This window comes from Natrinema sp. 74 (assembly GCF_046097095.1).
In the GTDB taxonomy this organism is placed as follows: Archaea; Halobacteriota; Halobacteria; order Halobacteriales; family Natrialbaceae; genus Natrinema.
The window spans coordinates 1140800-1166518 of sequence record NZ_CP175698.1; the positions used below are offsets into that span (position 1 = coordinate 1140800).

24 protein-coding genes are annotated in these 25719 nt (G+C 66.7%); 10 read left to right on the plus strand and 14 right to left on the minus strand.

The features are described from left to right. The first annotated feature begins 219 nt into the window (after window positions 1-219). Both ACJ70B_RS05655 and rnhB read left to right on the plus strand, forming a co-directional pair. Window positions 220-1599, plus strand: coding sequence for a tRNA pseudouridine(54/55) synthase Pus10 (locus ACJ70B_RS05655; protein ID WP_408959440.1), 1380 nt, complete (start codon window positions 220-222; stop codon window positions 1597-1599). 49 nt (window positions 1600-1648) lie between these two features. Continuing rightward, a complete protein-coding gene (rnhB, locus tag ACJ70B_RS05660) occupies window positions 1649-2320 on the plus strand; it encodes a ribonuclease HII (RefSeq protein WP_408959441.1) in 672 nt (223 codons plus the stop codon). Between the two features lie 13 nt (window positions 2321-2333). Here the strand turns inward: rnhB and ACJ70B_RS05665 are convergent, their stop codons facing one another. Genes ACJ70B_RS05665 through lonB form a run of 3 tightly spaced genes read right to left on the minus strand, consistent with a single transcriptional unit; the run spans window position 2334 to window position 5919 of the window. After that, window positions 2334-2678: a hypothetical protein gene (locus ACJ70B_RS05665; protein ID WP_408959442.1), complete on the minus strand. Its 345-nt coding sequence runs from the start codon at window positions 2676-2678 to the stop codon at window positions 2334-2336. Window positions 2679-2703: 25 nt separating this feature from the next. After that, window positions 2704-3759, minus strand: a complete 1056-nt coding sequence (locus ACJ70B_RS05670) for a type II CAAX prenyl endopeptidase Rce1 family protein (RefSeq protein WP_408959443.1) — start codon at window positions 3757-3759, stop codon at window positions 2704-2706. Beyond that, window positions 3760-5919, minus strand: coding sequence for an ATP-dependent protease LonB (lonB, locus tag ACJ70B_RS05675; RefSeq protein WP_408959444.1), 2160 nt, complete (start codon window positions 5917-5919; stop codon window positions 3760-3762). 266 nt (window positions 5920-6185) lie between these two features. On the opposite strand from lonB, the gene ACJ70B_RS05680 reads away from it, so the two are divergent. Next, on the plus strand, window positions 6186-6704 hold the full coding sequence (locus ACJ70B_RS05680; protein ID WP_408959445.1) for a nicotinamide-nucleotide adenylyltransferase: 519 nt from the start codon (window positions 6186-6188) through the stop codon (window positions 6702-6704). Between the two features lie 28 nt (window positions 6705-6732). Beyond that, window positions 6733-7584 carry an S-adenosyl-l-methionine hydroxide adenosyltransferase family protein gene (locus ACJ70B_RS05685; RefSeq protein WP_408959446.1) on the plus strand — a complete coding sequence of 284 codons (852 nt, stop codon included), beginning with the start codon at window positions 6733-6735 and terminating at the stop codon, window positions 7582-7584. A 38-nt stretch (window positions 7585-7622) separates the two neighbouring features. Here the strand turns inward: ACJ70B_RS05685 and ACJ70B_RS05690 are convergent, their stop codons facing one another. Together ACJ70B_RS05690 and thsA are read right to left on the minus strand one after the other, a co-directional pair. Beyond that, window positions 7623-7988: a HalOD1 output domain-containing protein gene (locus tag ACJ70B_RS05690; RefSeq protein ID WP_408959447.1), complete on the minus strand. Its 366-nt coding sequence runs from the start codon at window positions 7986-7988 to the stop codon at window positions 7623-7625. Between the two features lie 121 nt (window positions 7989-8109). Beyond that, the gene (gene thsA, locus ACJ70B_RS05695; protein WP_408960078.1) at window positions 8110-9654 is read right to left on the minus strand and encodes a thermosome subunit alpha; all 1545 of its coding nucleotides are present in this window, start codon (window positions 9652-9654) and stop codon (window positions 8110-8112) included. A 186-nt stretch (window positions 9655-9840) separates the two neighbouring features. On the opposite strand from thsA, the gene ACJ70B_RS05700 reads away from it, so the two are divergent. Beyond that, entirely contained in the window at window positions 9841-10668 is an 828-nt protein-coding gene (locus ACJ70B_RS05700; RefSeq protein ID WP_408959448.1) for an amidohydrolase family protein, read from the plus strand. Window positions 10669-10946: 278 nt separating this feature from the next. Then, the gene (locus tag ACJ70B_RS05705; protein ID WP_408959449.1) at window positions 10947-12308 is read left to right on the plus strand and encodes a GntP family permease; all 1362 of its coding nucleotides are present in this window, start codon (window positions 10947-10949) and stop codon (window positions 12306-12308) included. Here the strand turns inward: ACJ70B_RS05705 and ACJ70B_RS05710 are convergent. Both ACJ70B_RS05710 and purH read right to left on the minus strand, forming a co-directional pair. Further along, on the minus strand, window positions 12305-13648 hold the full coding sequence (locus tag ACJ70B_RS05710) for a glycerate kinase (protein ID WP_408959450.1): 1344 nt from the start codon (window positions 13646-13648) through the stop codon (window positions 12305-12307). The two genes, ACJ70B_RS05705 and ACJ70B_RS05710, sit on opposite strands and share 4 nt — an antisense overlap. Window positions 13649-14002: 354 nt before the next feature. After that, window positions 14003-15640 carry a bifunctional phosphoribosylaminoimidazolecarboxamide formyltransferase/IMP cyclohydrolase gene (gene purH / locus ACJ70B_RS05715; protein ID WP_408959451.1) on the minus strand — a complete coding sequence of 546 codons (1638 nt, stop codon included), beginning with the start codon at window positions 15638-15640 and terminating at the stop codon, window positions 14003-14005. A gap of 176 nt (window positions 15641-15816) precedes the next feature. Here purH and purB point away from each other — a divergent pair, with 176 nt between their 5' ends. From purB to ACJ70B_RS05730, 3 genes are all read left to right on the plus strand, one after another. Continuing rightward, the gene (gene purB, locus ACJ70B_RS05720; RefSeq protein ID WP_408959452.1) at window positions 15817-17211 is read left to right on the plus strand and encodes an adenylosuccinate lyase; all 1395 of its coding nucleotides are present in this window, start codon (window positions 15817-15819) and stop codon (window positions 17209-17211) included. 101 nt (window positions 17212-17312) lie between these two features. After that, window positions 17313-17735 carry an EamA family transporter gene (locus ACJ70B_RS05725; RefSeq protein WP_408959453.1) on the plus strand — a complete coding sequence of 141 codons (423 nt, stop codon included), beginning with the start codon at window positions 17313-17315 and terminating at the stop codon, window positions 17733-17735. Beyond that, entirely contained in the window at window positions 17735-18151 is a 417-nt protein-coding gene (locus ACJ70B_RS05730) for an EamA family transporter (RefSeq protein ID WP_408959454.1), read from the plus strand. The genes ACJ70B_RS05725 and ACJ70B_RS05730 overlap by 1 nt, the downstream gene beginning before the upstream one ends. Before the next feature lie 11 nt (window positions 18152-18162). On the opposite strand, the gene ACJ70B_RS05735 is transcribed toward ACJ70B_RS05730, so the two are convergent. From ACJ70B_RS05735 to lysA, 4 genes are all read right to left on the minus strand, one after another. After that, window positions 18163-18381 carry a DUF2892 domain-containing protein gene (locus ACJ70B_RS05735; protein WP_408959455.1) on the minus strand — a complete coding sequence of 73 codons (219 nt, stop codon included), beginning with the start codon at window positions 18379-18381 and terminating at the stop codon, window positions 18163-18165. A gap of 83 nt (window positions 18382-18464) precedes the next feature. After that, window positions 18465-19619: a M20 family metallopeptidase gene (locus tag ACJ70B_RS05740; RefSeq protein ID WP_408959456.1), complete on the minus strand. Its 1155-nt coding sequence runs from the start codon at window positions 19617-19619 to the stop codon at window positions 18465-18467. Next, window positions 19616-20446, minus strand: coding sequence for a diaminopimelate epimerase (gene dapF / locus ACJ70B_RS05745; RefSeq protein ID WP_408959457.1), 831 nt, complete (start codon window positions 20444-20446; stop codon window positions 19616-19618). Before dapF ends, ACJ70B_RS05740 begins: the two co-directional genes overlap by 4 nt. Window positions 20447-20680: 234 nt before the next feature. After that, complete coding sequence (gene lysA, locus ACJ70B_RS05750) at window positions 20681-22033, minus strand: diaminopimelate decarboxylase (protein WP_408959458.1); 1353 nt, start codon at window positions 22031-22033, stop codon at window positions 20681-20683. 128 nt (window positions 22034-22161) lie between these two features. Here lysA and ACJ70B_RS05755 point away from each other — a divergent pair, with 128 nt between their 5' ends. Continuing rightward, window positions 22162-22935, plus strand: a complete 774-nt coding sequence (locus ACJ70B_RS05755; protein WP_408959459.1) for a hypothetical protein — start codon at window positions 22162-22164, stop codon at window positions 22933-22935. A gap of 34 nt (window positions 22936-22969) precedes the next feature. Here the strand turns inward: ACJ70B_RS05755 and ACJ70B_RS05760 are convergent, their stop codons facing one another. The 3 genes from ACJ70B_RS05760 to dapA are packed head-to-tail and all read right to left on the minus strand — an operon-like array spanning window position 22970 to window position 25490. Continuing rightward, window positions 22970-23806 (minus strand): 2,3,4,5-tetrahydropyridine-2,6-dicarboxylate N-succinyltransferase, encoded by an 837-nt coding sequence (locus tag ACJ70B_RS05760; RefSeq protein WP_408959460.1) that lies wholly within the window; start codon window positions 23804-23806, stop codon window positions 22970-22972. Next, window positions 23803-24570 (minus strand): 4-hydroxy-tetrahydrodipicolinate reductase, encoded by a 768-nt coding sequence (gene dapB, locus ACJ70B_RS05765; protein ID WP_408959461.1) that lies wholly within the window; start codon window positions 24568-24570, stop codon window positions 23803-23805. Before dapB ends, ACJ70B_RS05760 begins: the two co-directional genes overlap by 4 nt. Next, window positions 24567-25490, minus strand: a complete 924-nt coding sequence (dapA, locus tag ACJ70B_RS05770; RefSeq protein ID WP_408959462.1) for a 4-hydroxy-tetrahydrodipicolinate synthase — start codon at window positions 25488-25490, stop codon at window positions 24567-24569. Before dapA ends, dapB begins: the two co-directional genes overlap by 4 nt. Between the last annotated feature and the right edge of the window lie 229 nt (window positions 25491-25719).

Below are 25719 nucleotides of genomic sequence, written 5' to 3' on the forward strand. Positions count from 1 at the left end.
CACGTCAATAAGGGGCACCGTGAGTCAGCCGACCATGCGCCGACTGCGAGAAAACCAACTATGACCATGAGATGTTTTCTGTTACACGTCTCGGCGAAATAGCAATCATCGCTGCGAATGCGCGGTGTCTGTGAGGAACGCCCGAAACACTCGAGCGCGTCGTATCAGGTCGCCCACGAAGGGAAAACGTGTTACCCGCGGCCGCCCGACTCCCGAGGTATGATCACGGAAGACGCCCGCGCGCTACTGGCGACGGGGGCCGTCTGTGACTCCTGTCTCGGACGGCCCGTCGCCGAGCGGAGTTTCGGGCTGACCAACGCCGAGCGCGGCCGGGCACTGCGGACCACGGTCGCGCTGGCCGACGACGAGGATTTCGATCCCACCCCGCCCGCGGAGTGTTGGGTCTGCGAGGGCTACTGTGGCACCTTCGATGCGATCGCCGACGCCATCGTCAACGCCCTCGAGGGGACCGAGTTTGCCACCTACCAGGTCGGCACCCGCGTCCCGCCGCTGGTCGAGGAAAACGAACGCCTGCTGCGCGAGGATGCCGGCCTCGAGCCGGACGTCGGCGAGTCGATCAAACGCGAAGTCAACCGAGAGGTCGGCCGACGCGTCGGCGCGGCGACCGAAACCGAGGTCGACTTCGACCGCCCGGACGTGCTCGCCGTCGTCGACCTCGAGGGGTTCGACCCGCTCGAGGCCCTCGAGTCGGGGACCGTCACGGGCCACGCGGTCGACGTGCAGGTCAACCCCGCGTTCGTCTACGGCCGCTATCGCAAACTCGAGCGCGACATTCCCCAGACCGAGTGGCCCTGTCGGGAATGCGGCGGCAGCGGGGTCCAGCTGAGCGACGACGGCGAAGAGCCCTGCGATTACTGTGGCGGCTCGGGCTATCTGTACGACACCAGCGTCGAGCAGGTCGTCCGTCCGCACGTCGTCGACGCGATGGACGGTGATGAGGGCACCTTCCACGGCGCGGGCCGCGAAGATGTCGACGCCCGCATGCTCGGCGAGGGCCGCCCGTTCGTCCTCGAGGTGAAACGACCCCGGAAACGCGACCCCGACCCGGCCGAACTCGAGCGCACGATCAACGACGCCGCCGAGGGCGCGGTCGAGGTCGAGAGACTGCGACTCGCGACCTACGAGATGGTCGAACGGGTGAAAGAACACGACGCGAGCAAACGGTACCGGGCGGACGTCGAGTTCGTCGAATCGGTCGACGAGGACGCGTTCGGGGCCGTACTCGCGGACCTCGAGGGAACCACGGTCGACCAGTACACGCCCGAGCGGGTCGACCACCGGCGGGCGGGGCTCACCCGCGAGCGGACAGTCTACGCGATCGAGGGCGACCTCCGATCGCCGACCGAAGCCGAGGTGCGGCTCCACGGCGAGGGCGGGCTCTACGTCAAGGAACTCATCAGCAGCGATAACGGCCGGACCGAGCCGAGCCTGGCGGGGCTGCTCGAGACCGACGCCGAGGTGACCGCGCTGGACGTGACCGGCGTCGAAGGGGAAGACGAGCCGTTCGAACTCGAGGCGTTCTTCCAAGACGAACCGCGAGCCGACTCCAGCGACGGAGTCGCGGAGACGGCCGACTGACCGACGACGAGTCGCAACGATTTTCGTATCCGCGGGCGACCCACGCGGTATGCCATTCGGCGTCGACGAGGCCGGCAAGGGTCCCGCGCTGGGGTCGATGTTCGCCGCGGCGGTCCACTGCGAGGACGCGAGCGCCCTCCCCGACGGAATCAGGGACTCGAAGCGCCTCTCGCCCGACCGACGCGAGGACCTGGCCACGACCCTGCGCGAGGACGACCGGATCGCGGTCGGCGTTGCCGAGATCCCACCGGCTCGGATCGACGACCCCGAGACGGACATGAACTCGCTGGCGGTCGAAGCCCACGCCGAGGCGATCGAGGCGGCGGCCGACGACCTCGAGCGCAACGCGAGCGCGGACGCGCCGCTCACAGGACTCTGCGACGCCTGCGATACCGACGCCGACCGGTTCGAACGCCGTGTGACCGACGCCTGCTCGCTCGAAGCAGTCGAAATCGACGCCCGTCATGGAGCCGACGATGAGTCGCCGCTGGTCGGCGCAGCGAGCGTTATCGCCAAGGTCGAACGTGATTCACACGTCGCCGCGCTGGCCGAGGAGTACGGCCCGATCGGCAGCGGCTATCCGGGCGATTCGACCACTCGCGAGTTCCTCGCGGCGTACGTCGACGACCACGGCGCGCTCCCGCCGTTCGCGCGCGAATCGTGGTCGACCTGCGAGGACCTCCTCGCCGAGGCCGAACAGACCGGACTCGAGCAGTTTTAACGGCGTCCGACAGTCACCGCGAACGCCAGACCGCAGAGCCGTAGCAAGCGATTCCGAGGAAAACCAGTAGCGACGAGAGCGCGTTGACGGCGACCGACCGCGTGAGGACAACGGCAAACGCCGACACGCCGCCTGCGATCAAACAACCCGCGGCCACGGTCAGCGCCGATCTGGCTGCCGAGCGATGCCCGTACAGCATCGTCCCGACGGCGATCGCGATACTCCCGAATCCGACTTCCGCGAGCGTGGCCGCCAGCGGGTCGTTCGCGATCGTCGCGTAGGCCAACACGGCGAAGTAGCCGACGATCAGGCCGGTAATCGCTCGAGACCGCGCCGTCGATCCGGCAGTCAGCTCCATGAATCGACCGAACCGTTCTCGGCCCTTAGCTCTCGAGGGTGTCGGCCCACTCGATCTCGAGGCCCTCGTGGACGACGAATTCGAGGGCGTTGATGAGGTAGTGGGCGATGACGACGACTAGCAGGCTTCCGGTGACGACGAAGACGGCCGCGAGGACGAACCCGAGGAGACCGGTGACGATGATGCCGACCGAGCCCTGCATTCCGTGGCCGAGCGCGAACGCGACCGACGAACCGACGGCGAGCAGCCACGGCGAGAGGCCAAAGCCGGTGGCGGGAACGCCGATCAGCGCCGCTCGGAAGAGCAACTCCTCGAAGCCGGCGATGATCGGCAAGACGCCCAGCAACAAAAGCAGCCAGCCACGGGTCGAATCGGGCGAGAGCAGCTCTCGGAGCTGCTCCTCGTGGTCGAAGCCAAAGCGAGCCGCGACCGCAGCGGCGAATTCGTTCGCGGCGTAGAAGGCGATCCCCGCGGCCGTCCCTAGAACGAGCCCCGTCTTGAGGTAGGCGACGGAGAACTCGATACCCAGCGCCGACGGCGGGATCGCCGTGTAGACCACCGCGCCGAGCAACACGAGCCCGAATAGGCCCTGAGAGAAGGCCACGTTCGCGAGGACCATCCCGGTCGACAGTGAGTCCGGATCGACGCCGCCTTCAGGCGGCCGTCGGCGTCGATCGCCGGCCGTGCTTGACGCGGACGGGCCGCTCGAGTCGCGGTGTTGGTCGCGTTCGGTCCGCTCGTCGACGGCATCCACAGCGCTCGAGGAGGAACGCGGCGACGGCTCGTCGACGGCTCGAGGATCGTCGCGGCAATCGGGTTCCGTCGCATCGGTGGAGCGTCGGTCTGAATCGGGCTCCGCGTTCGGGCCGACATCCGACTCGTGATCGCGTGGGGGCGATTCGACTGCGATGTCGGCGCGGTCCGTGTCGGCCGCGACACCAGTCGCGTCGGTCGGGGCTGTGGTTCCGTGGTTCTCGTCCGCGTCGCCGTCGCTAAACGCTGACTGTGTCAGGTGCGAAAGAACGAGTAGTAACACGAGGACGACGCCCGTCAGTCCGACGAACGTCGTCCACTGGGGCATTTACTGCGGACTCGGATTCGAACCGCCGGCAGAGCCGACGGTCCCCTGATCGAACGCAGTGCCGGTGATCGACTTGAGTCGATCGACCAGCGAGTCCTTCTTCGGTTCGCCCATCAGGGCGACGTCTAAGACCTCGCTGATGTTCGCACAGGGGATGATCTCGATCATCTCCTCATACTCCTCTTCGATCATCACGTCCTGCTCGTTGGCCTCGGGGATGATGACCTTGCTACAGCCGGCCTTCGCGGCGGCTTCGATCTTGTGGGTGACCCCGCCGACCGGAAGCACGTCGCCGCGAACCGACAGCGAGCCGGTCATCGCGACCGACTGATCGACCGGAATGTTCTCGAGCGCGCTGATGACGGCGGTCGCCACGGTGATGGAGGCGGAGTCGCCGTCGACGCCCTGTTGGCCGGCCTGAACGAACTGGATGTGGATGTCCTTCTCCGAGAGGTCGACGTCAGAGAACTTCTTGATGATCGCGGAGACGTTCTGGACCGACTCCTCGGCCATCTCCTTGAGCTTCCCGGTGGCGATCACCTGACCGCCGCCCTGCGCGGGCGCGATTTCGGCCATGACGGGGAGCATGATGCCCGAGTCCTCGCCCATGACGGCGAGGCCGTTGACGCGGCCCTCGACGCCGCCCTCGTTGACCTGCAGTTCGTAGTCCTTGCGGCGCTCGATGTAGTCGTCGGCGAGCTGTTGCTCGATCGAGCGCGAGCGCTGTTTGGCCTGCAGGACGTCGTCGCGGGTGGTGTACTCCCGGTCCTCGGCGCGGGCGATGTCGCCGGCGACGCGGACCAGCCCACCGAGGCTGCGGAACAGCAGCGTGAGGTGGTTTTTCCGACCCGAGCGACGCTTGGCCTCGAGGATGAGCTCCTCGACCGCATCGTCCGTGAAGTGGGGCAGGCGGCCGTCGCGTTCGACCTCCTGGGCGATGAAGCGGGCGTACTTGCGCCGCATCTCGGGGGTGTCCTCAATAGTGTCGTCCATGTAGACCTCGTAGCCGTACCCCTTGATCCGGTTGCGGAGCGCGGGGTGCATGTTCTCCATGGCGTCGAGGTTACCCGCGGCGACCATGATGAAGTCACAAGGGACGGGCTCGGTCTGGACCATCGCGCCCGAGGAGCGCTCGGACTGGCCCGTGATGGCGAACTCGCCCTCCTGAATGGCCGTCATCAGCTTCTGTTGGGTGCGGATGTCGAGCGTGTTGATCTCGTCGACGAACAGCACGCCCTTGTTGGCCTTGTGGATGGAGCCGGGTTCGACGCGGTCGTGGCTCGGGGTCTCCATGCCGCCGGACTGGAACGGGTCGTGGCGAACGTCGCCCAGCAGCGCGCCGGCGTGAGCGCCAGTCGCGTCCTCGAAGGGCGCGACGCGCTGATCGCCGTTATTGACGATCATGTTGGGAACCATCGCATCGGTTCCGCGAGAGGTATAGCGGAAGATCAGCCAGATGATCCCCGCTGCGACGACACCGAGCAGGAGCCGCCCTCCGGCAAGAATCGCGTATCCCATGACAACCGCGATGATGATCCACATCAGAATCGAGCGCATCTGGTTGCGCTTTCGGGCTTCTTCCTTGTGGGCGTCGATGATCTGCTCGCCCTTGCCGGCGGGAACGGTGCGGACCTTCGGTTCGTTGCCGTCGTCCGGGTTGTGGTAGACGAGAACGTCCTGAAGTTCCTCCTTCGGGAGCAGTTGGCTCATCGCCTTCGCCAGCATCGACTTGCCGGTCCCCGGCGAACCGATCATCATGACGTGCCGGCGTTGCTTGGCCGCTTTGATGATGATATCTCGTGCTTCGTCCTGACCAATGACCTGATCGACGAGCCGATCGGGGACTTCGATGTCCTCCGTCGAGTCGATTTTGAGGCCGCCGAGGAGGTCGTCCTCGGCGATCTCCTCGTCGACCTCGACGCCGGGATCGACCTCGACTGAACTTCCGAGGTCGTCGACGGTCTCGATGTCGTCGTCCTCATCGTCGGACGACGGCTCGAGGTCGTCGGTCGGATCGTCGACGTCGGTGCGGCGGTCGCCGTTCTCCTCGTACGGCGACCGCTCTCCCTGACGCTCGCGACGCTCTTCGACGGATTCTCCGTCGGGAGCGGCGTCTGAAGCGTCTTCGGGAGGGTCGTCAACGTTCGTATCGTTACTCATAGAACTCTGTTCGGTATCTGTTTCGAAGGGATTGCGACTGATATACTTTCTCCATGCGGAGTATGGTGTCAGTTGCTGATACCGGAGGACACAGCGGTCGACGGAGGCGATCAGGCTGGTCCTACTTCGTATTCAATTCATATCAAAACAGTTCTGAATCTACCGTATTGCGACCGATCGATCACGATCGGTCGTCGTCGACCGAAATCGGCTCGAGACGGGGGAAACTCGCCACGCTTAAGCGGACCGCACGAGCAATGTTCGGCATGACTCGGGGGTTTTACATCGGCCGGTTTCAGCCCTTTCACAACGGTCACCGAAGTATGGTCGAGCGGATCGCCGAGGACGTCGACGAACTCGTCCTCGGAATCGGGAGCGCCGACAACTCACACACCGTTCGGGATCCGTTCACCGCCGGCGAGCGGATCATGATGATCACGAAGTCGCTGGTCGACACCGACCTCGTGACCTACGCCGTCCCGATCGAGGACCTAGAACGCAACTCGGTGTGGGTGAGCCACGTCCAGAGCATGAGCCCCGACTTCGACGTGGCCTACTCGAACAACCCGCTTGTCATCCAGCTCTTCCGGGAGGCCGGCATCGAGATCCGCCAGTCGCCGATGTTTAACCGCGACGTACTCGAGGGATCGGAAGTCCGCGAGCGCATGATCAACGGCGACGACTGGGAATCGCTCGTCCCCGAGGCCGTCGTCGAGGTCGTCGAGGAGATGGACGGCATCGAGCGCATCCAGATGGTCAGCGACACGGACGCAAACGGGGACTGATTTGGGTCGGCGGGTCGTGGGGGCTGCCATGATCACGCTCGCGTCGGACTTCGGCGCGCCGTACCCGGCGGCGATGAAAGGCGTACTGCTGCGTCGCACGGACGCAAGACTAGTCGACATCGGCCACGACTTCCCCCGACAGGACGTTCGCGCGGCTGCTTTCTGGCTCCGGGAGGTGCTCCCCTATTTTCCACCGGCGGTCCACCTCGTCGTGGTCGATCCCGGCGTCGGCACCGATCGCGATGCGCTCGTCGTTCGCGCCGGTGACCACGCGCTCGTCGGCCCCGATAACGGCGTCTTACTCCCCGCCGCACGGCGACTGGCGGGCGGCGATCCGGACCGGCTCGAGGCCTACGCCGTCGACGAACCCCGACTCGAGCCGGTCGAACCGGCCGGCGACGGTGGGACGACCGTGAGCGCGACGGCGCTCTCCGGGAGCGATGGCCCTGCAAGCGCCACGTTCCACGGTCGAGACGTCTTCGCGCCGGCGGCTGCGGCCGTCCACGATGCCGATCTCGACGCGCTCGGCGACCGCGAATGGCTCGCGCCGACCGCGTTCGACAGCGACCTCGAGCTTCCGACCGCCGAACCGGAAGACGGGCAAGCGATCGGTGAGGTACTCGTCGTCGACGGCTTTGGCAACGCGATCACGAACGTTCCGGGCTCGTATCTCGAGGGTCGCGAGCAGATCACGGCGAACGGCGAACCCGTCCCGGTCGCGGAGACGTTCGCGGCCGTCCCCGCCGGCAAGCGGCTCGCGACCGTCGGCAGCCACGGTTACGTCGAACTGGACGTCAATCGGGGCCGCGGCGACGAAGCCTTCGGACTCGCGGCCGGCGATCGAGTCGTCCTCAAGTCGGTCACGGACACCGACGACTGACCGAATCACGATCGCAAAGCGCCGTCCGTCCGCGTCCGTCAGCCATCGAGGACGCGCCGTCGCGTCGGGTCGATCACGATCTCACCGTCCGATTGGACGGTGACGGCACACCGGGAGAACGTAAAGGAAATCGAGCCGTCACCGACACGGGGTTCGTCGCCTCGCCAGTGGACGACTAGCTCGTTCAACGCGTCCGGCTCGATACATTCCGAGAGCGGCTCGAGGTCGTCGGGTTCGACCCCGAGCACCGACGAGACGGTCATGAGCAGTGCCGTACTCACCGGCTCGTATGCACCCTCGTCGCACCACGTGTGATAGGTTTCCCGGTCCTCGTCGTAATAGACCGTTCGGCCGGTCGTGGTACCGATAGGCGTCAGGTTCGCTCGCGGATCGGTTCCGGACATGACGCGCTGAAATATCATATGTTAACACTTAACATTGGCGGCCAATAGAGACGACGAGACGGCGATGGTAGCGGGTCGAAAAAAGATCAGTCGTTCGAGACGACAGCGACGATCGGCGACGTTATTCTGCGGCGATAACGTCGTCGATGCGGGCGATCATCGTCGCGGCCTCGGTCGCGCTCTCGACGGCCTCACGCTTGACGTCGGCGGGGTCGACGACGCCGTGCTCGAAGGGATCGTCGATCGTGACCTCGTCGCCGTTGGTGATCAGACCGGCCCGGCCCTCGGACTCGTGGGCGGCACGGAGGTCGACGAGCGCGTCGATGGGATCGCGGCCCGTGTTAGCCGCGAGGGTTCGGGGAACGACGTCGAGTGCGTCGGCGAAGGCCGTCACGGCGAGTTGCTTGCGGCCCTCGATGCCGGCGGCTTCCTGTCGGATCTTGTCCGCGATCGCGATCTCGGTCGCGCCCGCGCCGGGGACGACCTCGCCGGACTCCAGTGCCGTCGCGGCGACGTCTAAGGCGTCGCCGATGGCGCGCTCGAGTTCGTCGACGACGTGTTCGGTGCCGCCGCGGACGAAGACGGTGACGGTCTCGGCGGCCGCGCCGCCCTCGACGAACGCCAGATCGTCGTCGCCGAAGTTCTCGGTGTGGATGCGGTCGGCCGAGCCGAAGTCGTCTTCCTCGAGATCCTCGAGTGCGCCGACGCGGCGAGCGCCGGTCGCGGAGGCGACTTCGCGAGCGTCGCTGTCGCCGAGGCCCTCGAAGACGAGGATCCCCTCGTTGGCAAGGGCGTTGGCGACGCGGTCGGCGACGTCTTCAGTGGTGAAGACGACGTCGGCCCCGCTGTCGGCGATGGTCTCGGCGTAGCCCTGCAGTTCGCCTTCCTCGGCGTCGATGGCGGCGTTAAGCTGGTCGATCGAGTCGATGGCGTACTCGGCGTCGACGTCGCCCGTGCGGACGTCAAGTTCGACGTCGAGGACGGCGATCGAGGCGTCCTCGACCTCGTCGGGCATCGCGTCGTGGGCGGGTTCCTCGTCGACGATGATGCCGGGGACGAGTTCGGTCGCGTTCGAGGAGGCACCGATCTGGGTGTGGACGGTGACGTTGTCGCGGGCGACGCCCTCGTCGGTGTCGACGTGACGGATCGCTTCGACGACAGTCTGGGCCAGCGATTCGGCCGTCAGGCCGCCGGTTCCCTTGCCGGTCATGCTCGACTCGGCGACCTGCTGGAGGATGTCGTCGTCGACGTCGGCCTCGTTGACCTGCTCGTCGATGGCTTCGAGGGCGATGCGGGCGGCTTCGTGATAGCCCTCGACGATCGTGGTCGCGTGGACGTCCTGTTCGATCAGGTCCTCGGCCTCGCCCAGCAGGTTGCCGGCGAGGACGGCCGCGGTCGTCGTGCCGTCGCCGACTTCCTCCTCCTGAGAGTCGGCGACCTCGACGATCATCTGGGCCGCGGGGTGCTCGATATCCATCTCGTTGAGGATGGTCGCACCGTCGTTGGTGATGACGACGTCCCCGCCAGAGTCGACGAGCATCTTGTCCATGCCGCGGGGGCCGAGTGTCGTGCGTACCGACTCGGCTACGGCCTTCCCGGCCATGATGTTCGACGACTGGGCGTCGCGGCCCTGCGTTCGCTGGCTATCCTCGCTCATAATGAACATGGGCTGTCCACCCATGCGTCGCTGTTGTGCCATCGTTGATCCTCACTAACCATGTCGTTAGCACTTCTATATAATTCTTTCTCTCCGGCAACCGTTCCCTCTGGCGATTGCGCGTGCGAACCGGCGACAGACCGGCCCGCGACGGAGCCGGTAGGGAAATATGGCTTGGCTCGGAACACCCGGTAGATGCTGGAGCTGGAACATGGGTTTCGCGTCGTCGACATCGCGGCGCGGCTGCCGCCGGCCGACGGCAGCGAGGGGCCCCGGGGACGAACGATCACGGCCGACCGACTCGAGCGGGAGATGCATCAGGCGGGGATCACGAAGGCAATCGTCTTTCCGCCGGCACAGCCGGAGGGACGGTATCTCGCGCCGAACAACGGCGTCGCCAGGCGCAGCGTCGACCGGCCGTTCGTCGCATTCGCTCGGATCAACGGAAGCGAGACGCCGGGGCGGAAGGCGACTGGCCGACTTCGTAACGCGGTGAGCCGCCGCGGGGAGCACCACACCTCCCCCGAAGACATCGAGAAGTTTGCCTACGACGACCGCTTCCACGGGTTCGTCCTCGACCCCGCCGTCGACGACTACCCCGACGAGGAGGTCCTCGCCGCCCTCGAGGACGTCGACCTCCCGGTAATCGTCCGCGGCGGCGTCGACGCGCCGCCCAACACGCTCGCCGAGACGCTGCTCGAGCGCTCCTTTCCCGTCGTCGTCGGGCGCTTCGGCGGCCACCCGCTGAACCGCACGCTCATGGACGAGATGATCGACCTCCTCGACGAGCACGACGACTGTTACCTCGAGACGAGTTTCGTCCGCTATCGCGAGCAACTCGAGCGCGCACTGTTGGAACATCCCGACCGCGTCTTCTTCGGCAGCGGCGCGCCCGCCTGTCACCCGAACGTCGCGGTCATGGAGATTCTCACCCTCGACGTCTCGGAGGACATGCTCCGCCGGGCCTTTTCGAAGAACGCCTGCCGCGTGATCGACGCACTCGCGCCGGACGCACAACCGTAGCTCCAATGAGCTCGTTTTCTCGCGACTGCAGCGGCGTGTCACCGCCCAGCCTCGCGCTCATCCCGTGATCACTGAGACCGAGCCATCGGCGGACGACCGCCATCGGCTCGATGCGCGAAACGCCGAGCAGTACCGTCTCCGAATTTGGTGTCGCCATCCATAATTTATATCCTTCTCTATATTTCCCCATATATATTCAATAGTGGATGGTATTTTTACTATAACGTAGTGGGGCCGATCGTCAGGTTCATCATAGTTCATTATCGAGGGTAGGTTGCATGCTCGAAGGATTTCCATTGGTATTGTTGCTCGCCGCGGCGGTGGCGTTTATCATCGTCGCCACGGCGAAGTTCGATCTCCACGCCTTTCTCACACTGCTGATCACCGCCTATCTGACCGGTCTCGTCGCGGGGCTCGATCCCGCAAAGGTTGCCTCGCTGGTAACCGACGGGTTCGGCGGCATCCTCGGCTACATCGGCATCGTCATCCTCGCAGGGACGGTCATCGGCACCTGCCTCGAGCGCTCGGGTGCGGCGATCGTCATCGCGGAGACGGTCCTCGACTACGTCGGCGAGGAGTACACGACGGAAGTGATGGCGATCACGGGGAGTTTCGTCTCCATTCCGGTGTTCTGTGACTCCGGGTTCGTCATCCTCTCTGGATTGAACCGATCGCTCGCGGAGCGCTCCGGCCTCTCGCTGTCGACGCTCGGAGTCGCGCTCGCGGGCGGGCTCTACGTCACGCACGTTTTCGTCCCGCCGACGCCCGGCCCGATCGCCGGGGCCGGGATCATCGGCGCGGACATCGGCCTCGTCATGCTGGCCGGGATCATCGTCAGCGCACCGATCGTCTTCGTCGCCGCGAAGTGGGCCGACACGGTGGCGTCGAACTACGACATCGATCCCGATCCGGAGCTGACGATGGCGGAGATCAAAGCCGAGTACGGGACGCTGCCCTCTCGCGCGGCCTCGTTCGCGCCGCTGCTCGTCCCGATCGCGCTCATCGCCGTCGGCTCGATCGCCGCCTACCCCGAGGCGGAGAATCCAGAACTGATCACCGGTGCAATCCAGCGCTGGTTACTGTTCATCGGCGACCCCGCCGTCGCCCTGCTCATCGGCGCGTTCATCGCCTTCGCGATCGTCCCTGACTTCGAAAGCGCTGTGACGGACAAATGGGTCTCCGACGGGATCGAGAACGCCGCCGTCATCCTCGCCGTCACCGGTGCCGGCGGCGCGTTCGGCGAGGTCCTCGGCGCACTCCCGCTCGAGAGCTTCATCACCGACACGCTCGGCGGCCTCGGCATCGGGCTGTTCGCCGCGTTCGTCGTCGCGGCGGCGATGAAGTCCGCGCTCGGTTCCTCGACGGTCGCGATTCTGACCACGGCCGGCCTCGTCGCGCCGCTGCTGGGCTCGCTCGGGCTGAACACCGAAATCGGTCAGGTGTTCACCGTCCTCGCGATCGGTGCCGGCAGTATGACCGTCAGCCACGCCAACGACTCCTACTTCTGGATCATCACGGAGTTCACCGACATGGAGGCGTCGACGGCCTACCGGGCGTGGACGCTCGCAACGCTGGTGCTTGGCGTCTCGAGTATCGTCTGGATCGCCGTTCTCCGAAACGTCGCGGGAATGGTCTTCTAGCGGACGACCAGTACCCGCAGATCGTTCAGGTTCGTCCCCGTCGGCCCTGTTCGGACGAGCCCGTCTCGAGACTCGAGGTACGGATAGACGTCGTTGTCGGCGAGCGCAGCGCGTGCAGCGTCGGGCCCGCCGACGGTCGTCCCGTCGATGAGCGCACCAGCTACGTCGGTCGCGCCGTCGATCCCATCCGTGTCGACCGCGGCGGCCGTAATGCCGGTCTCGAGTCCGGTTTCGGCCCCCGTATCGAGTTCGAGCGCCGCGCTCGTCGCGAACTCCTGATTCGGGCCGCCGGTCCCGTCGCCCCGAACCGTCACCGTCGTCTCACCGCCCGAGAGCACCACGGCCGGCGGGGAAACGGGTGTCTCCGTCGCCCGGATCTCCTCAGCGATCGCCACGTGGGTCGTGGCCGCCGCTCGGGCCTCGCCGCGAACTCGCGAAGAGAGCACAAGCGGCTCGTACCCACGCTCGAGCGCCGCCTCTCGAGCGGCTTCGAGCACGGTCATCCCGTCGGCGATCACGCGATTCGAGACTGTCTCGAAGGCGGAATCGGCCGGCCCCGGCGTCTCGGCGACTTCGCCGGCCGCGCCGCGCTCGAGGTGGTTCGTGACGGTGTCGGGCGCGTCGATTTCGTAGCGCTCGAGGACCGCGAGCGCCTCGTCGAACGTCGACGCATCGGGTGCAAGCGGGCCGCTCGCGATGACGCTGAGGTCGTTCCCGACGACGTCGGAGAGGACCAGCGAGACGACCGTCGCGGGAGCGGCCCGACGTGCCAGTCGGCCGCCTTTTAACGCAGAGAGGTGCTTGCGGACCGCGTTGATCTCGCCGATGTCGGCCCCGCTTGCAAGCAGGGCGTCGGTGGTCGCCTGCAGATCGGCCAGCGAGACGTCGCCCGCCGGTGCGACCATGAGCGCGCTGCCGCCGCCGGTGATCGCCGCCAGTACGAGCGTACCCGCATCGGCCGCGTCGGCCGCCGCAAGCACCTCGCGCGTTCCCTCGACGCCGCGCTCGCTCGGTACCGGATGATCGCCCCTGCGAACCGTCACGCGGGCCGTTTCGACGGGATCGTCCGTGACGACCACGCCATTGTCGATCCGATCGCCCAGCACGGCCTCGAGCGCGGCGGCGACGTGGGCCGCGGCGTTACCCCCGCCAAGGACGACGACCTCGTCGTAGTCGCTGAGATCGTACGCCGCGTCCGCGATGCGAAGGCTATCGCCCTCGAGCGAGATGGCCTCGCGGACGACCGTCCGCGGGTGACCCGCCTCGATGCCGGCCTCGACGCAGGCGAGTGCGACCTCGCGGGCCTCGCTCGAGGCGAGGCGGTCGCGGTCCTCGATCATCGGTGAGCACCCGTTGTCTGTCTCGATGCGATCGAGGAACCGGTTCGGAAGACGGCTCGCGGCTCGTTCATAGACGATTGGTCCGTCGCGAACCGTTAAAATTAGCGGGTTCTGATGGCGGGTGGGCTCGATCGCGTTTAATCGTAGCGGAAACTCCGCTGGCCCGTAAACGCCATCGCAGCATCGACCTTTTTCCCGTCAGGTTCGCTCGCGCCGCTCACTCACCCTTCTCGAAAAATCTCGACCAAAAAGCCGCTCACTCCCGCCGGTCGTTCGCGGATCTAATCGTGCCTGAACCAACGAAAGACGTCACTTCGATCGTCTTTCGAGTTTCAGATACGCCTTCGCTCTCGCTCAGTCGTGTCTGAAAGACCGCTGGCCCGTAAACGCCATCGCCATGCCGTGTTCGTCCGCGGCCTCGATCACGTCCTCGTCGTTGACCGAGCCGCCGGGCTGGACGACCGCCTCGATGCCGGCCTCGGCGGCCTCCTCGATGCCGTCCGGGAACGGGAAGAACGCGTCCGAGGCCATGACCGCGCCCTCGGCGTCCTTGCCCTCCGCGTGCTCGTCGGCTTTCATCGCCGCCAGCCGAACCGCGTCGACCCGCGAGACCTGCCCCATCCCGATGCCGACCGTCTCGGTGCCATCGGCAAAGAGGATGCCGTTGGACTTGACGTGTTTGAGCGTCTGCCACGCGAAGACCATCGACTCGAGTTCCTCGTCGGTCGGCTCGCGATCGGTGACGACCTCGAGGTCGTCGACCGAGATCGACTGCAGGTCGCGCTCCTGGACCAGTCGGCCGCCCACGAGGGGCTTTTCCGTGAAGCGCTCGGTTCGCTCGCCGAGCTCCGCAACGTCCAGTACGCGCAGGTTGTCCTTTTCGAAGAGGACCTCGAGTGCGTCGTCGGTGTAGCCGGGCGCGACGACGACTTCCTTGAACGAGTCGATGATCTGCTCCGCAGTCGCGGCGTCGCACTCGCGGTTGAGCGCGACGATGCCGCCGAAGGCGCTCATCGGGTCCGTCGAGAGGGCCTGCTCGTAGGCCTCGGCCAGCGAATCGGCGGTCGCACAGCCGGCGGGGTTGGTGTGCTTGATGACCGCCGCGGCGGGCTCGTCGAACTCCTTGATCAGGTTCAATGCGCCGTCGGCGTCGTTGTAGTTGTTGTACGACAGCGCCTTTGCGCCCTCGTTTAACTGATCGGCGTGGACGACGCTGGCCTCGTCCGTGGTGTAGTCGGCGTAGACCGCGGCGTCCTGGTGGGGATTCTCGCCGTAGCGGAGCGTGTCCGCGCGGTCGTCGGAGACCAACCGGCGGGCGGGCAGCCCGTCATGGTCATCCGAATCAGTGCTCGCCACGTCGGCGTCGACCGAGACCTCACCTGTATCCGTGTCCACGTCGACCGCGCCCTCGGCGAACCACTTCACGGCGCGGGGGTACGCGCGGAACTCGCCCTCGTAGAGAACTCGTTCCTTCAGCCCCTCCTCGTCGTCACCCTCGTAGACCGGAATCGGTTCCTGAGTGACGATCGGACCGGCGTCGACGTCGTCCTCGATAACCTCGCCGTCCTCGTCGGTCGCGTCGGTGACGACGTGGACCGTACAGCCGGTCACCGAGACGCCGGCCTCGAGCGCGTCGCCCCAGGCATCCATCCCGGGGAATGCGGGCAGTAGGGCGGGATGAACGTTCAGCGTCGTCGGAGCCGCTTCGAGGAACGTATCCGAGAGGATTCGCATGTAGCCGTCCAGACAGACGAGGTCGAACTCGTAGTCCGAGAGGGCCTCGAGCACCGCCTCCTCGTGCTCGCGGCGACTCATGTCGTCCTCGAGCGGGACGACTTCGGTCGGAATCCCGCGTTCCTCGGCGGCCTCGAGTACCGGCGCGTCTTCCGTGTTCGTCAGGAGTACCGCGAACTCGGCTCCGCCTGGCCGTCGGTCGGCGATGTTCAACAGGTTGCGCCCTCGGTTGCCGGCCATCCCGGCGATTCGCGTCATGGTCGAACCCGCGCTCGCAAGCGGCAAAGTGGTTGCGGTCTCGAGCCCCGTTATATGCACGATCGTGTATCATACAACCCCTATTCGAGACTCGTCTGCCGGAGGTATGCACGCTCGTGGCCCCGCACGGGCAGGGTTTCGACACGCTTTTGCGATGCCCCGGACGAACGGTCGGTATGACCGAGACCGACGCCCTGTACGCCGTCTCGCCGCTTGACGGCCGGTACGGCGGCCGGACCGCGCCGCTATCGCCGTACGCGAGCGAGGCCGCGTTGATGCGCGCCCGCGTTCGCGTCGAAGTCGAGTACCTGATCGCGCTGGCCGACCTCGAGGCGACCCCGCTGGAACTCGACCTCGAGGCGCGAAAGCACCTCCGGAGCCTCTACGAGAGCTTCGCCGAGGAGGACGCCCAACTGATCAAGAAACTCGAGACGGAGGGCCACGCCGACTTCGAGGCGACCAACCACGACGTCAAAGCCGTCGAGTACTTCGTCCGCCACCGGCTGCCCGACGGCAGCGACGCCTCGGCCTGGATCCACTTCGGGCTGACCAGCGAGGACGTGAACAATCTCGCCCACCGGCTGCTCGTCCGCGACGCCGTCGACGAGGTGCTCCTGCCCGACCTGTACGACGTGCGCGATACGTTGGCCGGGATGGCGCGGGACTATCGCAATACCCCGATGCTGGCCCGCACCCACGGCCAGCCCGCGACGCCGACGACCTTCGGGAAAGAGCTGGCCGTCTACGCCTCGCGACTCGGCCGCGCAACGGGGCGAATCCGGCAGGCGACCGACGACCTCAGCGGGAAACTCGGCGGCGCATCGGGCACCTACGCGGCCCACGTCGCCGCTTACCCCGACGTGGACTGGCAGGCCTTCGCGGAGGACTTCGTTCGGGGGCTGGGCCTCGAGTTCGAGCCGCTGACGACGCAGGTCAACCCCTGTGACGACCTCGCGGCGCTGTTCGACGCGTTCCGCGGGACCAACGACGTCCTGCTGGACCTCGATCTCGACATGTGGCTCTACGTCTCCGATCGCTACCTCGGCCAGGAGACCGTCGAAGGCGAAACCGGCTCCTCGACGATGCCCCACAAGGTCAACCCGATCGACTTCGAGAACAGCGAGGGCAACCTCTCGAAGGCCAACTCCGATCTCACCTTCCTCGCGGACTACGTCACCACCTCCCGGCTCCAACGGGACCTCTCCGACTCGACGGTCAAGCGCAACATCGGCAGCGCCTTCGCCCACTGCCTGATCGGCTACGGCAAGACCGCCGCCGGGCTCTCGAAAGTCGTTCCGAACGAGCAGGTCATGCGCGACGACCTCGAGAACACCCCCGAGATCATCGGCGAGGCCGTTCAGACGATCCTCCGGCGCGAAGGACAGGCAGACGCCTACGAGCGTGTCAAGGCCGTCACCCGCGGAAAAGACGTGACCCTCGCGGACTTCCGCGCGATGTTCGACGAACTGGACGTCGACGAGGACGTTCGCGAGGAATTACACGCGCTGACGCCCGCGGGCTACACCGGCGTCGCAAGCGAGTTGGTCGACGACCTCGAGCGCAGCGAGTAGCCGGGTTTCCACGCGGACGGTCCAGTCTTGTTGCGGACCGCGATTACGGCCCACGCTTTCGAGACCGTGACAGTATAAGTCGCCGTTAGCTACACCTCGGTATGGACTATCTGCTGTGGGTGATCGTCGCCCTCGTGGCCTACGGTCTCATCGCGCCCCTGACGAGCGTCGTCACGTCGGACGTGCCGCCCGCGGTCGCGCTCTTCCTCTCGACGACGATCTTCCTCTGTCTGACGACCGTCGTCCTCTTCGCCACGGGGACCGGCCGGCCAGCCGACGTAACCACCCCCGCAGCGGGGATCGTTTACGTCGCCGGCCTCTTCCTCTCGACCGGGATTCTCGCGTACTATCAGGCGCTCGAGCGCGGCCCGGTCAGCGTCGTCGTGCCGATATACGGCCTCTTTATCGTCGGAAGTTCGATCATCGGGATCGCGTTTCTCGACGAGGAGCTGACCGCCGCCCGCGGGGCCGGTATCGTCGTCGCGGCGGTCGCGATCTACCTCGCCGCCGGAGGTGAGGAGTGATGCGTCGCTACCTCGAGCTGTCGATGTTTGCCTGTCTGGCCTACAGCCTCGTCGCGCCGCTGCTCTCGGTTGCGATGACCGATCTGCCAAGCACGCTGGCGGTGTTCCTCTCGAATTCGGTGATGTTCGTCACCGTCGGGCTGGTGATTCTCTACCGCGGGCTGTCCGTCCGGCCCTATCTCCGGCATCCACAGACGCCGAATATCGCCGCGATGGGCGTCCTACTGACCGTCGGCCTGCTGACCTACTACCGGGCGCTCGCGCTCGGTCCGGTCAGTATCGTCGTGCCGATCTACGGCCTCTTCATCGTCGTCAGCTCGCTGGTTGGCATCGTCGCCTTCGACGAAACCGTCACTGCCCGCAAGCTCGCTTCGATCGCGTTGAGCGTGCTTGCGATCGTGTTGATGTCCGTCTGACCCCCTCGAGTTCACGGCCGGTTCGTCGTATCGATCCCCGTAGCGTTGTTGATCGGGCACTTCTGTGTCGTCCCGGTCACCAGCAAAATCGCGCCGATGACGAGGGCCACAAGCGCGGTCACGATACCGACGGCCCAGTAGCCAGTCAGCGCGGCGATACCGGCCAGCGCGGCAACCGCGCCGACGACCAGACGGCCGGTGCGGTCGATTCCGCCGACGTTCTTTTGCATGTCATTCACCCGCACACAGTTTGCCTTCGGGAGATACAATCGTTCGGTATGACCCTCGAGCGATACGTCTACGGGGAGAACCGTTACGCGACCAGTTCCGAAAGCGTCGTCTCGATCGCTCGCGCCGCCGCCCGCACGTCCGCGACTTCCACGTACTCCCGCGGGGCGTGCGCGACGGCTCCCTCGTCGTCGGCGAGGACGCCGGGGCCGAAGACGACCGTCGGAGCCTCGGCCGCGAAGTACGAGGCCTCTGTCGCCGCGGTGAACGGGCGTACGTCGCCGCCGGACGCGTCGGCGAGCGTCTGCACCACCCGCGCGTCGGGGTCGGTGTCCCACGCCTCGAGAAATGGCGTCGGCCGGTCAGTAAAGCGGAACTCGAGGCCTACATCATCCGGAACTGCGGCCCGCAGATGCGCGGTCAGCGCCTCGTGGAATTCGTCGGCGGTCTCCGGCGGAACGCTCCGGCGGTCGACGGTGAGCGCACAGTCGGCCGGCACCTGATTCGTAGCCTCGCCGCCCTCGACGACGGTCGGCGTCAGCGTCGCTGCGCCGAGTTGCGGGTGGGCCGGCGGCGCGTCGTCGCGCTCGTCGAACGTCCGGATCGCCGCGAGCACGGACTCGAGGGCCGCGACCGCGTTGGTGCCGGTCTCGGGTTCGGCGGCGTGGGCGTTGGCTCCAGAGAGGTGGATCGTCCCCTGAAAGCGACCTTTCGCCGCGGTACAGACGTCGAGATCGGTGGGTTCGCCGACGATCACCGCGTCGGCGTCCCGCGTCGGCGATTCCTCGCCCGAGACCAGCGCGTACGCGCCCGTCGAGAGCACCTCCTCGTCGGGCGTGATCGCGAGCGTGACGCGGTCGTCGGTCGGTTCCACGGCGAAGAAGGCAGCGAGGATGGCCGCGAGCGGCCCTTTGGCATCACAAGAGCCCCGGCCGCGGATCACACCACCGCCGTCGGCCTCTGGCGCGTTCTCGTCGCGCTCGAACGGGACGTGGGGCGAGACGGTGTCGATGTGCGTGTTCAACACGACGTGGGTCTCGGTGTCGGCCGCCGGCGGGCCGCGGGCGGCCAGCACGGTTCCGCCGTCGTCGACGCGGGCCTCGAGCCCCCGGTCCGCGAGTGTCTCGCAGAGAAATTCCCGCATCGGGCCGACGTCCTCGTGAGAGGCGTGTTGGACGGCATCCTCGAGGAATGCGATCGGATCGAACGAATCGGCCGCGCTCGCGTCGGCTCCCGTCACGACTCGACCGGCGATTCGACGGCCACCTCGCCGTCGAACTCGTATTCGACGGGGCCGGCAAGCGTCGCGTTACCGCGCTCGTTGAAACTTACCTGCAGGTCGCCGCCGGGCGGACAGACGGCCACCGGGTCGGCGTCAGTGAGTCCGAGTCGGCGCGCGACGACGGCGATCGCGACCGCGCCGGTACCGCAGGACTCGGTCTCGCCCTCGACGCCGCGCTCGTAGGTTCGCTGGCGAAAGCCCCCCGAGCCGTCGTGGCTCGCGACGGTGACGTTCGTCCCCTTCGGGAAGACGTCCGCGTAGCGAACGGCCGGCGCGATCGCCTCGAGGTCGACGTCATCGACGTCGTCGACGAACGCGACCGCGTGTGGAACGCCGGTGTTGACCATCGTCACCTCGAGGCCCTCGATCTCCTCCTCGAACACCTGCTCGTCGGCGCGGACGGGTACCTCCTCTGGATCGAACGCGGGCGTGCCCATCTCGATGACGATGTCCTCGCCCGCTCGGTCGGCGCGCAGCGTGCCCGCCTGCGTGTCGATCATCACGCTGTCGGCTCCGGTCCGCTGCATCGTCCACTCGGCGGCGCAGCGAGCGCCGTTGCCGCACATGGGTGCCGTCGCACCGTCGGGTTGGACCAGCGTCATGACGACACGGGGCGGGTTAAACGTCTCCTCGAGAGCGAGATAGAGAACGCCGTCAGCACCGACGCCGTCGTCGCGATCGCACTCGCGCTCGGCGAGTGCGCCGCGGTCGGGGACGTATTCGTCCGCGTGGATAATTAGAAAGTCGTTGCCGGTGCCGTGGTACTTCTGAAATGGAACGGTCATCGTGCGATCACTAGAGTGTGCTCATCGTCGCGGTCGCCGACAGCGGATGCCGCGGCGACCCCGGGTCGTGTACCCCTTCTCTGTTCGGTCGCGCCTTCAATCCGTCGCTCGCTGCTCGAGCGTCAGTCCCGTTCCGCTCGGCCTCGCGTTCGCGGGTCGTCCTGTCCTGCGTCCCTCCTCAAGGCACTCACTTCGTCTTCGCGCGGCGTTGCCGCGCGAACGGCCTGCGAGACGCTAGTCTCGCACCGTTCGCGCCTCGCGTTCCACCCGCGTCACGTCGTCGACGGTCTCGCGACGCCGCGAGAGCCGGCTGTCCTCGCCATCGAGAACGACCGACGCTGGGCGGGGCCGGGAATTGTACTGATTCGCCATCTCGTAGCCGTAAGCCCCTGCATTGCCGATTGCGAGAAGATCGCCGCGCTCGCTCGCGGGGAGGTCACGGTCCGAACAGAACACGTCGCCGCTCTCGCAGATCGGTCCGGCCACGGTCTGTGGGATCGTCTCGCGGCCCTCGGCGGCGCTCGAGCCGGCCGTCCCCGAATCCGGCGCTGCGTCGACTGTCAGGTTCCGAACTGGGTGGTACGCGTCGTACATCGCCGGCCGAATCAGGGTCGTCATCCCCGCGTCGACGCCGGCGACGACCGTGTCGCGGCCCTCCTTGACGGTGTTCACTTCGGTGAGGAGTACGCCCGCGTCCGCGACGAAATAGCGGCCGGGTTCGATCGTCAGCCGCGCGTCGACCTCGCCGAGCGCCTCCCGGGTCGCGTCGGCGACCGACGCGAGATCCAGCGGCTCCTCGTCCTTGCGGTACGGAACCCCGAAGCCGCCGCCAACGTCGACGAACTCGAGTTCGCTCGTCTCACGGGTCGCTTCGCTCCCCGTTTGGCTGTTCGAGGCGCGTAGCGCCTCGTTCACGTCTCTGGCCAGTTCACCCAGTCGCGCGACGAACTCCCGGTGATCGTCGAGTTGGTCGCTCGAGACGCCGGAGCCGACGTGGGCGTGAATGCCGACCACGTCGAAGCCCCGATCGGCGGCGTCCTTGAGCACACTCACGGCGCGCTCGGCCGGGACGCCGAACTTCGCGGCCGCGCCGGTCTGGACCTTCTCGTGGTGGCCCGCACCGATCCCCGGATTCACGCGGAGGCAGAGCCGGCCGTCGTAGCCCCGATCGGCCAGCCGGTCGATCGTGTCCGCGGAGCCGGCGGTGACCGTCAGTTCGGGGTGGTCGTCCCAGGCGTCGACGATCCAGTCGAGATCACGCGCGGGCGGGTTGACCGCCGTGTAGTGGACCGCCGAGCCTGACGCGCCGGCTTCCAGCGCCCGCTGTACTTCGCCGGCGGAGGCACACTCGAGGCCCGCGCCCTCCTCGCGCAGCGTCGCGAGAACGTCACCCAGCGCGTTCGCTTTTACCGCGTAGAGAATCTCCGCGTCGGGGAAGGCGGCCGCGAGCCGCCGGTAGTTCTCCCGGACGCGCTCGAGATCGAGGACGTACAGCGGCGAACCGTAGTCGTCGACGAGCATCTGCAGTTCGGCCGCGTTCCAGTTAGAGAGGCGGCGAACGGGCAGCGAAGCCGCAGCGTCAGTCATTGGCGAGACCAAGTAACCGCGAGGATTCAAGCGTTTGGGTTTTCCATGATCGTTTTTCGGTCCTCCGATCGGAGCGGACGCAGTTCAAATATGAAGTATTATATTTCCTACACCAAGTGCTATGATCGATGCCTGCTGATCGCTTCCTGACGCCGCTCCGTCGCGACGCCGTGCTCGTTCTCGCCGTGATCGGGCTACTCGCTGCGCCGCTGTGGGTACCCACCTTGCACCTGAGCGATCCGAACGTTCGGTACGAGCGTGCCGAAGTCGTCACCAACGGGACAGAGATCAAATACGCTACCGAAACCGACGTCCCAAGCGGAACGCCGATCAGCGACGAGATCGCCTGTTCGGGCGCTTGGGAGACGCGCCCCTGCGCGTTCGAGCGGTTACTACTCGAGAACCAGACCGTTCCAACGCGGGTCCAAAGCGCCAGTCCGGGGAAAACGGAGCCGCTCCCGACGGACCGCTATCGGTATCAGTACGTCCACATTGACGACACCATCTACAAGCCGACGTATGTCGCGAACGAGTCGGCCCGACGCGGCGGCATGTACCGCGTAGAGCTATCCCTAAAGCGGATGGCCCCCGAGGAGGTACTCCGATCCGTCAGTCGTCCCGTCTCGTCGGACGACGTGCCATCGGCCGTCGCGGAGGTCGTCCGGAGCGGCGACACTCGCACCAGTCATGCGATTGCCGTCCCGGAGACCCCGATTCGGATCGAGGAGGACGGAGAGACGGCGTACTATCGGGTGTACGAAGCCGAGCGAAGCGATCCGTGGCCCAGAGTGGGCACACTCATTTCCATGCTCACCTTCCTCGCACTGCTACCGGGGATTTGGCTGCTTTGGCGGCTTTCGAGGCGGATCGACGTAACCTACGTCGGCGGACGCCGGCGATAACGGAACTGCCGACGCGATTCGGGTGGTCCGCGGGTTATTCCCGAAGCGCGTCCTCGCGTTCGGTCGCCTCGAGCGTCTCCGTCTCGAGATCGGTGGCGACGACGGCGGGCTTGTACGCGCCGCCGTCGAAGAGGTCGTGGTCGCCGATCGAAGACTCGACGAAGCGGGTGAACGCACGGCGGTTCGGGGGCAGTTCGCCGTAGAGAATTTCCTCCTCGACGAGGTCGTAGACCGGGATGCGCGGCGTCAGGAGGGTGTTCTCGCCGACGACGCTGTTCTCGCCGACGACGAAGCCACTGGTGACCCGACAGCCCGCGCCCAGCGAGACGTTGTCCTCGACGATGACCGGCGCGTCCTCGACGGGCTCGAGAACGCCCCCGATGAGGAGGTTCGCGCCGAGTTTCACGTTGTCGCCGATCTGCGCACAGGAGCCGACCGTATCACAGGAATCGACGAGGGTGCCGTCACCGATGCGAGCGCCGATATTGACGAACGCAGGGCTCATTAGGATGCAGTCCGAGCCGATGTTCGCACCGCGACGGACGACCGTCCCGTCGGGCGTGTTCCGACTCCCGCGGTCGCCGTACTCGCTCGAGTCGGCAAGCGGGAGCACGTCGTTGTACGTGACGCCGCCGTGCTCGCGGGGCTCGATCGAGCGGAGGCCGAAGTTGAGCAGGATTCCCTGCTTGACCCACTCGTTGGCCTCCCACTCGCCGCCCGATTTCTCGGCGGCGCGGACCTCGCCGGCCTCGAGGGCGTCGAGGAAGGCCTCGAGGGTCGCGTACTCGTCCTCGCCGGCGGTCTCGGCGGTGAGTTCGTCGTTCTGCTTGCGCTCCCACAGCTCGTCGATTTCTGTCTCGAGTGCGCTCATTCTGCGATCACGTCCGCAAAGTCGTAGCTGCCTGCCTTCTGTCCAGCGATCCAGACCGCCGCGTCGACCGCGCCCGCGGCGAAGACGCCGCGGTCCTCCGCGCGGTGGGTAAGCCGGACCTCCTCGTGGTTGCCCGCCAGCAGGATCTCGTGCTCGCCCGTGATGTCGCCCGCGCGAAGCGCGTGAACGCCGATCTCGGCCTCGTCTCGCGGTGCCTCGCCCTCGCGGCCGTGCGTCCGCTCGTCGAGGTCGCCGTTTTCCTCGATCTCCTCGAGTAGTCGGTTCGCGGTGCCACTCGGCGCGTCGCGCTTGGCGTTGTGGTGGGTCTCGACGAGTTCGACGTCGTAGCCGGGCAGATTCCGGACCGCCTCGCCGACGACGTTGACGAGCGCCTGCACCCCGCGGGCGAAGTTCGGCGCGTGGAGGACGGCCACGTCTTCGGCGGCATCCTCGAGCGCTTCCCGTCCCTCATCGTCGAAGCCGGTCGTGCCGGTGACGAAGGCGACGCCGGCGTCGGCACAGGTCTCGGCGTAGTCGGCGGCCGATTCGGGGCCGGTGAAGTCGACGACGACCGTTGGCTCGCGGTCGGCGACCAGCGCGTCGAACTCGCTCGCCGGCTCGACCGCGATGCCGTCGACCGTCTCGTCGTCGGGCTCGCGGTTGACGGCAAAGACGATCTCGCAGTCCTCACGCCCGGTCGCGGCGGCGATCACTTCTCGGCCCATGCGGCCCGTCGCGCCGGTGACGCCGAGCCGGACCGTCATCGATCGCCCTCCGCCGCGTCGGCGACCTCGGTCGTGTCTCGCTCGAGGTCGGAAAGCACCGCCTCGAGGCCCTCGCGGTACTCGTCGGCGAGGCGGGTCAGCGGCGGGCGCATGCGAGCGGAGCCGTAGCCGCGGATCTGCATGGCCTCCTTGACGGGAATCGGATTGGTCTCGACGAATAGTTCGCGGAACAGTGGGCCGAGTTCGTGGTGGAGTCCACGGGCGCGCTCGTAGTCGCCGTCCAGTGCCGCGCCGACCATCGCGCAGGTCCGTGCGGGTTCGACGTTCGCGGCGACGCTGATCGTCCCGGTCCCGCCGACCGAGATGGTCGGCAGGGTGAGCGCGTCGTCGCCCGAGAGGACGGCAAACTCCTCGTCGGCGGTGCGCTCGGCGATCTCGCCGATCTGTCCCAGGTCGCCGCTGGCGGCCTTGAAGCCCGCGATGTTCTCGTGGCTCGCGAGTTCGACGGCGGTGTCGGGCTCGATGTTCCGGCCCGTCCGCGAGGGGACGTTGTAGACGATCTGCGGGAGGTCGACGGCGTCCGCGATCGTCCGATAGTGTTCGATCAGGCCGCGCTGTTCTGGCTTATTGTAGTACGGCGAGATGAGGAGCAAGCCGTCAGCGCCGGCCTCGGCGGCGCGCTCGGAGAGTTCCAGGGCCTCGCGGGTGTTGTTCGAACCGGTGCCCGCGATGACGGGCACGTCGTCGACGGCCTCGATGACCGCCTCGACAACGCGGACGTGTTCGTCGTGGGTTAGGGTCGCGGACTCGCCGGTCGAGCCGACGGGAACGAGCCCGTCGACGCCCGCGGCCTCGAGCCGCTGGGCATCCTGCTGGAGCGTTTCGAAGTCGATCCGTTCGTCCTCGTCGAAGGGCGTACACATCGCCGGGAAGACGCCCGAAAGGTCGATTGCTGTCATGAGTGTGTGTGTGTCGTTGGGTCGTGTGTCGGCCCCCAATCGGTAGGGTGTATCGGTTCCGATCGGTGGCCGGTCGGTGATCGGTGAAACGGGACTGTGCGCGGTCGAACCGCGCCCGGGACGGGGGTGCCACGCCCGCCGCGAGCGCTCTCACGCGCGTTTACGTTTCGGAAAACGAGAGCAGTCGCCGCTCACGACGGCACCGACGGTCGGGTGAGCGACGCGACGC

Coding starts and splice junctions, on each gene's coding strand:
- ACJ70B_RS05655 (WP_408959440.1), top strand. CDS start 220: ATGATCACGGAAGACGCCCGCGCGCTACTGGCGACGGGGGCCGTCTGT.
- rnhB (WP_408959441.1), top strand. CDS start 1,649: ATGCCATTCGGCGTCGACGAGGCCGGCAAGGGTCCCGCGCTGGGGTCG.
- ACJ70B_RS05665 (WP_408959442.1), bottom strand. CDS start 2,678: ATGGAGCTGACTGCCGGATCGACGGCGCGGTCTCGAGCGATTACCGGC.
- ACJ70B_RS05670 (WP_408959443.1), bottom strand. CDS start 3,759: ATGCCCCAGTGGACGACGTTCGTCGGACTGACGGGCGTCGTCCTCGTG.
- lonB (WP_408959444.1), bottom strand. CDS start 5,919: ATGAGTAACGATACGAACGTTGACGACCCTCCCGAAGACGCTTCAGAC.
- ACJ70B_RS05680 (WP_408959445.1), top strand. CDS start 6,186: ATGACTCGGGGGTTTTACATCGGCCGGTTTCAGCCCTTTCACAACGGT.
- ACJ70B_RS05685 (WP_408959446.1), top strand. CDS start 6,733: ATGATCACGCTCGCGTCGGACTTCGGCGCGCCGTACCCGGCGGCGATG.
- ACJ70B_RS05690 (WP_408959447.1), bottom strand. CDS start 7,988: ATGTCCGGAACCGATCCGCGAGCGAACCTGACGCCTATCGGTACCACG.
- thsA (WP_408960078.1), bottom strand. CDS start 9,654: ATGTTCATTATGAGCGAGGATAGCCAGCGAACGCAGGGCCGCGACGCC.
- ACJ70B_RS05700 (WP_408959448.1), top strand. CDS start 9,841: ATGCTGGAGCTGGAACATGGGTTTCGCGTCGTCGACATCGCGGCGCGG.
- ACJ70B_RS05705 (WP_408959449.1), top strand. CDS start 10,947: ATGCTCGAAGGATTTCCATTGGTATTGTTGCTCGCCGCGGCGGTGGCG.
- ACJ70B_RS05710 (WP_408959450.1), bottom strand. CDS start 13,648: ATGATCGAGGACCGCGACCGCCTCGCCTCGAGCGAGGCCCGCGAGGTC.
- purH (WP_408959451.1), bottom strand. CDS start 15,640: ATGACGCGAATCGCCGGGATGGCCGGCAACCGAGGGCGCAACCTGTTG.
- purB (WP_408959452.1), top strand. CDS start 15,817: ATGACCGAGACCGACGCCCTGTACGCCGTCTCGCCGCTTGACGGCCGG.
- ACJ70B_RS05725 (WP_408959453.1), top strand. CDS start 17,313: ATGGACTATCTGCTGTGGGTGATCGTCGCCCTCGTGGCCTACGGTCTC.
- ACJ70B_RS05730 (WP_408959454.1), top strand. CDS start 17,735: ATGCGTCGCTACCTCGAGCTGTCGATGTTTGCCTGTCTGGCCTACAGC.
- ACJ70B_RS05735 (WP_408959455.1), bottom strand. CDS start 18,381: ATGCAAAAGAACGTCGGCGGAATCGACCGCACCGGCCGTCTGGTCGTC.
- dapF (WP_408959457.1), bottom strand. CDS start 20,446: ATGACCGTTCCATTTCAGAAGTACCACGGCACCGGCAACGACTTTCTA.
- lysA (WP_408959458.1), bottom strand. CDS start 22,033: ATGACTGACGCTGCGGCTTCGCTGCCCGTTCGCCGCCTCTCTAACTGG.
- ACJ70B_RS05755 (WP_408959459.1), top strand. CDS start 22,162: ATGCCTGCTGATCGCTTCCTGACGCCGCTCCGTCGCGACGCCGTGCTC.
- ACJ70B_RS05760 (WP_408959460.1), bottom strand. CDS start 23,806: ATGAGCGCACTCGAGACAGAAATCGACGAGCTGTGGGAGCGCAAGCAG.
- dapB (WP_408959461.1), bottom strand. CDS start 24,570: ATGACGGTCCGGCTCGGCGTCACCGGCGCGACGGGCCGCATGGGCCGA.
- dapA (WP_408959462.1), bottom strand. CDS start 25,490: ATGACAGCAATCGACCTTTCGGGCGTCTTCCCGGCGATGTGTACGCCC.